Origin of the sequence: Streptococcus handemini, from assembly GCF_040984445.1 — a bacterium.
Lineage (GTDB): Bacteria > Bacillota > Bacilli > Lactobacillales > Streptococcaceae > Streptococcus > Streptococcus handemini.
Map to the genome: position 1 here is coordinate 1 of NZ_JBFRYH010000073.1, position 8,442 is coordinate 8,442.

General features: G+C 41.8%; 8 protein-coding genes and 2 pseudogenes. 3 read left to right on the forward strand and 7 right to left on the reverse strand.

What is annotated here, in order from left to right; genetic code table 11:
* Positions 1 to 201 (forward strand): annotated as a pseudogene (locus ABPH35_RS09465) (IS982 family transposase); the annotation flags it as partial.
* 38 nt (positions 202 to 239) lie between these two features.
* On the opposite strand, the gene ABPH35_RS09470 reads toward ABPH35_RS09465, so the two are convergent.
* The gene (locus ABPH35_RS09470) at positions 240 to 551 is read right to left on the reverse strand and encodes a PadR family transcriptional regulator (RefSeq protein ID WP_349989500.1); all 312 of its coding nucleotides are present in this window, start codon (positions 549 to 551) and stop codon (positions 240 to 242) included.
* Between the two features lie 158 nt (positions 552 to 709).
* Between ABPH35_RS09470 and ABPH35_RS09475 the strand changes: the two genes are divergently transcribed.
* Positions 710 to 1,426: a YebC/PmpR family DNA-binding transcriptional regulator gene (locus ABPH35_RS09475; protein ID WP_349989499.1), complete on the forward strand. Its 717-nt coding sequence runs from the start codon at positions 710 to 712 to the stop codon at positions 1,424 to 1,426.
* Positions 1,427 to 1,475: 49 nt separating this feature from the next.
* Here ABPH35_RS09475 and ABPH35_RS09480 read toward each other — a convergent pair.
* The 6 genes and pseudogenes from ABPH35_RS09480 to metE form a co-directional block, all read right to left on the reverse strand.
* Positions 1,476 to 1,787, reverse strand: a pseudogene (locus tag ABPH35_RS09480) (NUDIX hydrolase); the annotation flags it as partial.
* A 63-nt stretch (positions 1,788 to 1,850) separates the two neighbouring features.
* Positions 1,851 to 2,321, reverse strand: a complete 471-nt coding sequence (locus ABPH35_RS09485) for a GNAT family N-acetyltransferase (protein WP_349989498.1) — start codon at positions 2,319 to 2,321, stop codon at positions 1,851 to 1,853.
* Between the two features lie 23 nt (positions 2,322 to 2,344).
* A complete protein-coding gene (locus ABPH35_RS09490; RefSeq protein WP_405054579.1) occupies positions 2,345 to 2,482 on the reverse strand; it encodes a hypothetical protein in 138 nt (45 codons plus the stop codon).
* A gap of 9 nt (positions 2,483 to 2,491) precedes the next feature.
* A complete protein-coding gene (gene mnmE / locus ABPH35_RS09495) occupies positions 2,492 to 3,865 on the reverse strand; it encodes a tRNA uridine-5-carboxymethylaminomethyl(34) synthesis GTPase MnmE (protein ID WP_349989501.1) in 1,374 nt (457 codons plus the stop codon).
* A 72-nt stretch (positions 3,866 to 3,937) separates the two neighbouring features.
* Positions 3,938 to 4,798, reverse strand: coding sequence for a methylenetetrahydrofolate reductase [NAD(P)H] (gene metF / locus ABPH35_RS09500; RefSeq protein ID WP_349989497.1), 861 nt, complete (start codon positions 4,796 to 4,798; stop codon positions 3,938 to 3,940).
* Positions 4,799 to 4,848: 50 nt separating this feature from the next.
* Complete coding sequence (gene metE, locus ABPH35_RS09505; RefSeq protein WP_349989496.1) at positions 4,849 to 7,104, reverse strand: 5-methyltetrahydropteroyltriglutamate--homocysteine S-methyltransferase; 2,256 nt, start codon at positions 7,102 to 7,104, stop codon at positions 4,849 to 4,851.
* 278 nt (positions 7,105 to 7,382) lie between these two features.
* On the opposite strand from metE, the gene ABPH35_RS09510 reads away from it, so the two are divergent.
* The gene (locus ABPH35_RS09510; protein ID WP_349989495.1) at positions 7,383 to 8,072 is read left to right on the forward strand and encodes a gamma-glutamyl-gamma-aminobutyrate hydrolase family protein; all 690 of its coding nucleotides are present in this window, start codon (positions 7,383 to 7,385) and stop codon (positions 8,070 to 8,072) included.
* Positions 8,073 to 8,442: the final 370 nt, after the last annotated feature.

The window sequence follows — 8,442 nt, forward strand, 5'->3', positions numbered from 1 at the left end:
TTGCGTCAAAATATGACAGGGGCTAAACAACATAATCATTGGAAATTGTTGGCTATGAGACGAACTATTGAAACTCGATTTTCAGAACTTTGTGCTCTTTTTGATGTCGAACAGACATTAACTAGAAGCTTAACAGGATTGCAGTTGAGAATTGAACAAATTATACTTGCTTATAATTTGAGATACTTTGAGATTAACTAGCACCACGAGTATTTTATGCTTTTTCATAGGGGAACTCCTTAAAAATTAAAACGGCTAGCAAGAGTACTCAACTTTCGCATGCGCTCGGTTTCGAGTGCCCAAATAGCCTTGCCTGTCGGGGTGATATGGTACATTTTCCTACGACTGTCCGTGCTTGGTACAGCAATAATCCACTCCAGTTTGAGGAGGTTTTCAATCGCCCCATACATAGTGCCTGCTGCGATACGAACATCGCCCTCGCTCATGGTTTCCACTTCCTGCATAATGGCGTATCCGTGGTTCGGCTCAAGCAGTGCAAATAGGATATAGTAGGTCGTTTCGGTCAGCGGTAGGTGTTTATTGCGTTTCATTGTTCTTCCTTTTTATTTGTATCGTCTAACTGTATAGTTTTATTATATATCGTTAGACTATATAAGTCGACTGTATACTTAAAAAATAGCAAAAATCTTCTCAAATAGGCAATCTTGTGGTATAATAAACCGATTGAAAAAAATGTAGGAGGTTCCTCATGGGACGTAAATGGGCCAATATTGTAGCCAAAAAAACAGCTAAGGACGGAGCAAACTCAAAAGTTTATGCTAAATTCGGTGTCGAGATCTATGCCGCAGCGAAAAAAGGCGATCCAGATCCAGAAACCAATACAGCCTTGAAATTCGTTATTGACCGTGCTAAGCAAGCACAAGTACCCAAACATATCATTGATAAAGCCATTGACAAGGCAAAAGGAAACACAGACGAAACGTTCGTAGAAGGTCGCTATGAAGGATTTGGTCCAAATGGGTCAATGCTCATCGTTGACACCCTCACGTCTAATGTTAATCGTACAGCAGCAAATGTCCGTGCTGCTTTTGGTAAAAATGGTGGAAACATGGGAGCCAGCGGTTCGGTTTCTTACTTGTTTGACAACAAGGGAGTGATTGTCTTTGCAGGTGACGATGCAGATAGCATCTTTGAGCAATTGCTGGAAGCAGATGTGGATGTAGAAGATGTGGAAGCAGAAGAAGGAACGATTACAGTTTATACTGCACCAACTGACTTGCACAAAGCCCTTGTAGCCTTGCGTGAAGCAGGGACAAGTGAATTCCAAGTGACTGAGCTAGAAATGATACCTCAGTCAGAAGTTGTTCTAGAAGGTGATGACCTTGCAAGCTTCGAAAAATTGTATGATGTTTTAGAAGATGACGAAGACGTTCAAAAAGTTTATACAAACGTCGAAGGATTTTAAAGAACATAAATGCCCCTTGGAAATTTTCCAAGGGGCATTTATAATGATGTCATCTAGTAATATTCCGAGGAGCAGTTGGGAAAAGTTCGTATAGATAAGGAACGATTTGCTCTTCCTCTAACGACTCAATCCAACGAAAGTCAGTATGTTCTTCTGGGTCAAGGAGAATGGGACGCTCCTCGTTGATAGAAGCAGCGTAGACCAAACGTGTGAAGACAGTCTGTTTTTCTCTGTCTAATTGGCTGTCTTCGTGTAGAATAGCAGAAATGGTAATAAGTTGATTGGCTTCTTCAAGGCTTTCACGTCGAGCGGCGTCCTGGGGCAATTCTCCTACTTCAACACTTTCACCTGTAAAATCGTATAGTCAAATCAATACTTATAGAAACTATATTCAAGTCACGTATGGAGGCTTATTATTATATGTTTAATCTCCTAAATATTTAATGTAAATTTGGCAAGGGTTCCATTCATCCCATAAGGTTGGAAATACTTCTAACTCCTTATAACCTACCGAAGTATAAAAACTATTTGTAATATTATATTCTTCATAGTGGCCAGATTGAACTGTTTTCACTTGGGAATATATGTATCCTAATTCCTTAGCTAGTTTTTCATACTCTTCATTTAATTGTGTTGCTGCACCTTGTCGGTGAAACTTCTTTTTTATTCCCATTACAAATACGTCCGCACAGTCTGGACTTGTAGTATTTAAAACAATAAATCCTACAATCTCATCTTGATAAAAAGAAGCCAAGAAAGGTTTGTCTTGTGAATCAGTGATATATTCTTCTGTGCTTTCTGGCATACCAAACCATTCTGGAAGATCATAAAGAACTTCCTTAGAAATCTTTTCCTTCTCTTCTTTATCTGTTATTTCTTTAACGGTAAACTTCATATGTTCTCTCCAATTTATTTGTTTTATATTTTCGTAGAAGGCTGCAAAGCCTGATTTCGAGGGTAGACATTTGCTTGTCCTCGCTTGATAGAGGAGCGTTTGAGAACAAGATAAGCCTGCCTGTGTTGAATCAAGGCGTGGGCAATCAATCTTACAGACATGCGATCCTCCTATTTTCCGAGGCAGAATTGGCTGAATAGTTGTGTAATCAGCTCATCTGGCGCAGCATCTCCAGTAATTTCACCAAGAATTTGCCAGCAGCGCGTTAAATCGACTTGAAGCAGGTCAACTGGCATGCCCATTTCTAGTCCCTCATTGACGGCTTGCAAGGCTTGAACCGCTTGCTCAATGAGAGAAATATGTCGAGCGTTGGAGAGGTAAGTCGCATCTTGTTCAACGAGTCCTGCATTTTCAAAGAAGAGTTGATTGATGCGTTCTTCAATTTGATCAATATTTTGATTGGTCAAGACAGAAATCGAAATCGTATCAACCGGTAGCTGGTCTTGCTCGATTTGAATCGGTAGGTCTGTCTTGTTTAAGAGAATAATCCGATTGTTATCTTGACTGATTGCTAGTAACTGGCGATCTTGTTCTGTTAAGAGCTCACTAGCATTGAGGACTAGAAGGACTAAATCTGCTTCCTCGAGAGCTTTTTTGGAGCGTTCGACGCCGATTTTTTCTACTATATCGTCAGTTTCACGAATCCCTGCAGTATCAATCAGTTTGAGGGGGACACCGTTGATGTTGACATACTCTTCGATGATGTCACGTGTTGTCCCCTCAATGTCCGTGACAATAGCCTTATCCTCTCGTAGCAGATTGTTCAAGAGACTTGATTTCCCCACATTGGGACGACCAATAATGGCTGTTGCGATTCCTTCGCGAAGAATCTTGCCTCGGCGTGCTGTTTTAAGCAGGCGTTCCAAAAGCTGTTGAAATTCCATGGTTTTCTCACGGACTAGCTCGGTTGTAGCTTCTTCCACATCATCATACTCAGGATAGTCAATGTTAACTTCAACCTGGGCAAGTGTATTGAGAATTTCCTGACGAGTGTTGTTAATGAGAGCAGAAAGGGAACCGTCTAATTGTTGAACAGCTTGGTGCATGGCCTTATCCGTCTTGGCTCGGATAATATCCATAACAGCTTCTGCCTGAGTGAGATCAACGCGGCCATTTAAAAAGGCACGTTTTGTAAATTCACCAGGTTCTGCTAATCGCGCTCCTTGACGAATAACAAGTTGAAGGATTTCATTGGTGACAGCAATCCCACCGTGAGTATTGATTTCTACAATGTCTTCACGTGTAAAGGTCTTCGGGTTTTTCATGACCGAGACCATCACCTCATCAACCACGATATTCTCCATCGGATTTAGAATATGACCATAGTGAATGGTGTGGCTGGCTACTTTCTGTAGATTTTTTTCTTTAAAAATGCTATTTGCAATCTCAATTGCCTCACTCCCAGACAAACGGACAATTCCAATAGCCCCTTCTCCTAAAGGAGTGGAAATGGCTGCAATGGTATCGAATTCTTTTGTAATCATAACTCTATTGTAACGCAAAACACCTTCTCTATCAAGAAAATAGAAAGGGGAGTGGGAAGTAGGAACGTTCGACTATACAGCGGAATGCTTGAAGAGAGAATAAGTAGCATGGTGGATATAGTTCGCAACTTGTGGGTTATTCATTGTATAGAGATGGACTCCTGCGACATCCTGTGTGACTAAATCGACAATCTGGTCAATGGCATAGGCTAGACCTGCTGCTTTTAAGGATTCGGGGTCGTGTTCGTACTTGTTCAAAATTGCTCGGAATTTCCGTGGTAAGCGGATATTTTCACAAGTGTTCAGCAAGCGCAGAGCCTGATTGCGGTTGATGATGGGCATAATGCCTGCCAAAATCGGGACTTCAATGTCCGCTAAATGGCACTTCTCTTGAAAATCATAAAAGACCTCATTGTCAAAAAATAATTGAGTCACAAGAGTCGAGCATCCTGCATCCACCTTTTTCTTTAAATGCTTAATATCCGCAATCTGACTAGGAGAATCTGGATGGCTTTCTGGATAACAAGCACCGATAATATCAAAATGGGGTGATTCCGCCTTGATAAAAGAAATTAAATCAGTCGCATACTGAAAATCCTTTTGAGGAGCCACATCAGGCAAGATATCCCCACGGAGAGCCAGGATTTTATGCACTCCAATCTCATCAAGGGAGGTCAAAATATTGGCAACTTGCTCCTTGGTCAGATAGATAGCCGGTAAATGCGCAATAGACGGGATACCCAAGTCATTTTGAATATGATTTGCTAAGCAAACAGTTGTTTCTTCAAGATTGAACTTGTTATTGCTCGCGGTCACGCTGATAAAATGAGGACATAAATCCTGCATATCCCTTAGAGCTGCAAAGATTTTTTCATTTCCCGCTGCTGGATTTGGCGGAAATACTTCAAATGAAAGACTAGGAGTGTGAACCATTGTTTTTTCCTTTCTGATAAGAGAGGAGAAAACGAGATTCTCTCCTCCTGTTACTGCTGAATTTTTTGACGAGCTGCTTTCGCCGCTTCTACGAGTCGAACGAGGCTTTCACGCGTTTCTTTGATACCACGCGTTTTTAATCCACAGTCGGGATTGATCCAAACTTTGCGACTAGGAACTTTTGCCAAAATAGCTTGAATGGTCTGGTCAATCTCACCCTCAGCTGGCACACGTGGTGAATGGATATCATAGACTCCAGGACCAACCTGTGTTTGGAAATTCTGCGCTTTTAATTCATCCAAAATCACGAGATTTGATCGACTCGCTTCAAACGAAATGACATCTGCATCCATATTGTCAATGGCTGGAATAATATCGGTAAATTCACTGTAGCACATGTGGGTGTGGATTTGTGTGTCAGGCGCGACCGTTGAATGCACCAAGCGGAAGGCTGGAATCGCCCAATCGAGGTAGTCTTCGTACCAGTCGCTTCTGCGCAGCGGCAATTTCTCACGGAGTGCAGCCTCATCAATCTGGATAATCTTGATACCTGCTGCTTCTAAATCAAGCACCTCTTCCTTAATCGCAAGGGCAATCTGTAAGGTTGACTCCTTAATCGAAATATCCTCACGCGGGAAGGACCAGTTGAGAATGGTCACAGGTCCTGTCAGCATGCCCTTGACAGGCTTCGTAGTCCTACTTTGAGCATAGCTAGACCATTTGACCGTAATCAGCTGCAAGCGCGTAACATCACCCCAGATGATTGGTGGCTTCACGCCACGCATACCGTAGGATTGAACCCAGCCGTTCTTACTAAAGAGGTAGCCAGACAAGTTTTGTCCGAAGTATTCCACCATGTCATTGCGTTCAAATTCGCCGTGGACAAGGACATCAAAGCCAACTTCTTCCTGCCAGTTAATCCAATCATCAATCTGTTTTGCGACAAATGCATCGTAGGCTTGGGCTGAAATGTTCCCCTTTCTGAAAGCAAGGCGTGTATCGCGTACTTCAGCTGTTTGTGGGAAAGAACCAATTGTTGTCGTTGGCAATTCTGGCAAGTTGAGGCGTTTAGCCTGTAGCTTCTCACGTTCGCTAAAGGCTGGTAAGCGGGTATAATCCGCGTCTGTCAAACCTGCGATGCGACGTGCCAAATCTGTATTTTTGCCAACACGTTCTGCGGCAAACAAGGTCTTGTTCTTTTCTAAAATCTCTTTTTCGTCCCTTGTCATAATGGCGTCCAAGTCACGGAGTTCCGCTAGTTTTTCCACTGCAAAGGCAAAATGCTCTAAGACCTCTGCTTCAAATGCTTCATTGGCTGTGGTAAATGGCACGTGAAGGAGCGAACAAGAGGTATTTAGCACGATATTGTCAACAGGAATTTTTTCTAAAATCGCAAGGCTCTTTTCGTAGTCATTGCGCCAGATATTTTTTCCATTGACAATTCCTGCGTAGAGTACCTTATCAGAAGGGAAAACTGTTGAGACGAGTTCAAGCGTCTTTTTCCCCTCAACAAAGTCAAGTCCTAATCCGTCAATTGGTAGGGAAATCAAGTCAGTATACACATCTCGCACATCCCCAAAGTAGGTTTGTAGAAGAATAGTCAAGCCCTTCTTATCCGCTAAGAGTTGCTTGTAAATCGTTAGGAAAAGATTTTTTTCTTCATGAGAGAGGTCCTTGACCAAGCTTGGCTCATCAAGCTGAATCTTTTCAGCCCCAAGTTCTGCTAATCGTTCAAAGACTTCTTGATAGGTTGCGACAATTTTCTCGACAAAATCAGCAGGTGTAAGTCCTTCTTCATAGTCTGCTAACTGCAAGAAGGTGAAGGGACCGATTAAAACAGGACGCGTCACCAAGCCCTGCGCCTTTGCTTCTTGAAATTCATCAAAAATTTTATGGGAAGAAAGTGTCACTTCCGTATCTTTTTCAAATTTCGGTACGATATAGTGGTAGTTGGTATTAAACCATTTTTTCATCGGTAGCGCTCGGACATCTCCTTTTTCTCCCTGATAGCCACGCGCAAGAGCAAAGTAACGTTCTAAGTCCGTTAAGTCCAAGTCTTGTACGGCTTTTGGCACGACATTGAGGAGAAATGCGGTGTCTAAAACGTTGTCGTAATGGGAGAAGTCATTACTTGGAATTTCAGAAATACCTGCTTTCTTCACCAAATTCCAATGTTTACTGCGGAGATCCTTAGCTGTTTCTACTAATTCAGCTTCTCCGATTTCTCCCCTGAAATATTTTTCCGTTGTAAATTTTAATTCACGAAATTCTCCCAAACGTGGGAAACCAACGATACTTGTTGCCATAAAAGCGCCTCCAATCTTATTCTTGACATTATCCTAACAGAAAAATGAGCATTTGTATAATTGAAAATGATTAGGAATAGACATAGCTAGAAACTATACGGGGGACTCTGGTGATTCAATGAAATAATAAAAACGATATAGGTTTTAAAAATAGCAAACGATAAAAGTTCTGTTTGTAGATGATAAAAATTTTTAAAGAAGCGATAAAGCATCTATATTAGACAGTGTTGGGAGCACGTGATACCATAGAAGACAAAGCTAAAGAAAGAGGTGCGGTAATGAAAAAAGTAATTGTTGGAATTACAGGAAATGAAAAGGAACTGCCACCGATGTCTGGTTTGACCTATGTTGCGGTGGCTAAGGATTTGGCTGAAGGGGTTAAAGCCGCGGGAGGATTGCCGATTGTTATTCCGATTGGGACACCTGAAATGGCTAAAGATTATGTTCAGATGATTGATAAATTAATCCTTTCTGGTGGGCAGCATGTCAGTCCGCAATTTTATGACGAAGAGCAGTTGATCAACAGTGATGATTATTCACTTGAGCGAGACCAATTCGAACTGGCTTTAATTAAAGAAGCGCTCAAACAAGGAAAACCGATTTTTGCTGTCTGCCGTGGGATGCAGCTCTTAAATGTTGCGCTAGGTGGTAGTTTGACGCAAGAAGTCAAACACCATTGGCAGCCACAATTAGAAGGAACATCGCATGGCTTGCAGGTAAGACCAAATAGCCGTGTGAGCCAACTTTTTGCCGAAGGTAGCCCAATCAATTCTTTTCATCATCAAAGTATCAAGGAGTTAGCATCTGCACTGAAGGTGACGGCTCGTAATCCGCGTGATGGGACTATTGAAGCTGTAGAGGGACGCGGGAGATTGCCGATTTTAGCAGTCCAATGGCATCCGGAATTTTTATGCAAAAACTGTGATAGCAACCGACAGTTGTTTGACTACTTGGTTCATCAGCTGTAAGCCTTTGGCAATGGGAAAATAGAAAACAGAGTGAGGACAATTGAGACTTGGCAGCCAAGATTGTTCTCGTTTTTTTGTATCCGCTGTCACACTTTAGAACCCACATCTAGTGGCTTTTTTGTTTACTTAGGAGTAGACTATAGGTAAAGAGGGTTCGTGTTTCTGAATTAACCTGGCGGAAGGAGGCTACACTATGTTTGAAACTGCTCTACCTCATATTAAAAAATATTATCCTCTGTTCATTGATATACTCCCCATATAGTAGACAGTGAAAAAACCAAAATTCACTAGACACTATAAGGGGAGTTTTCACATGTCCAAAAGAAGTCCAAAATCAGTAGAAGAAAAGTTAGAAATTGTTTGCTTATTA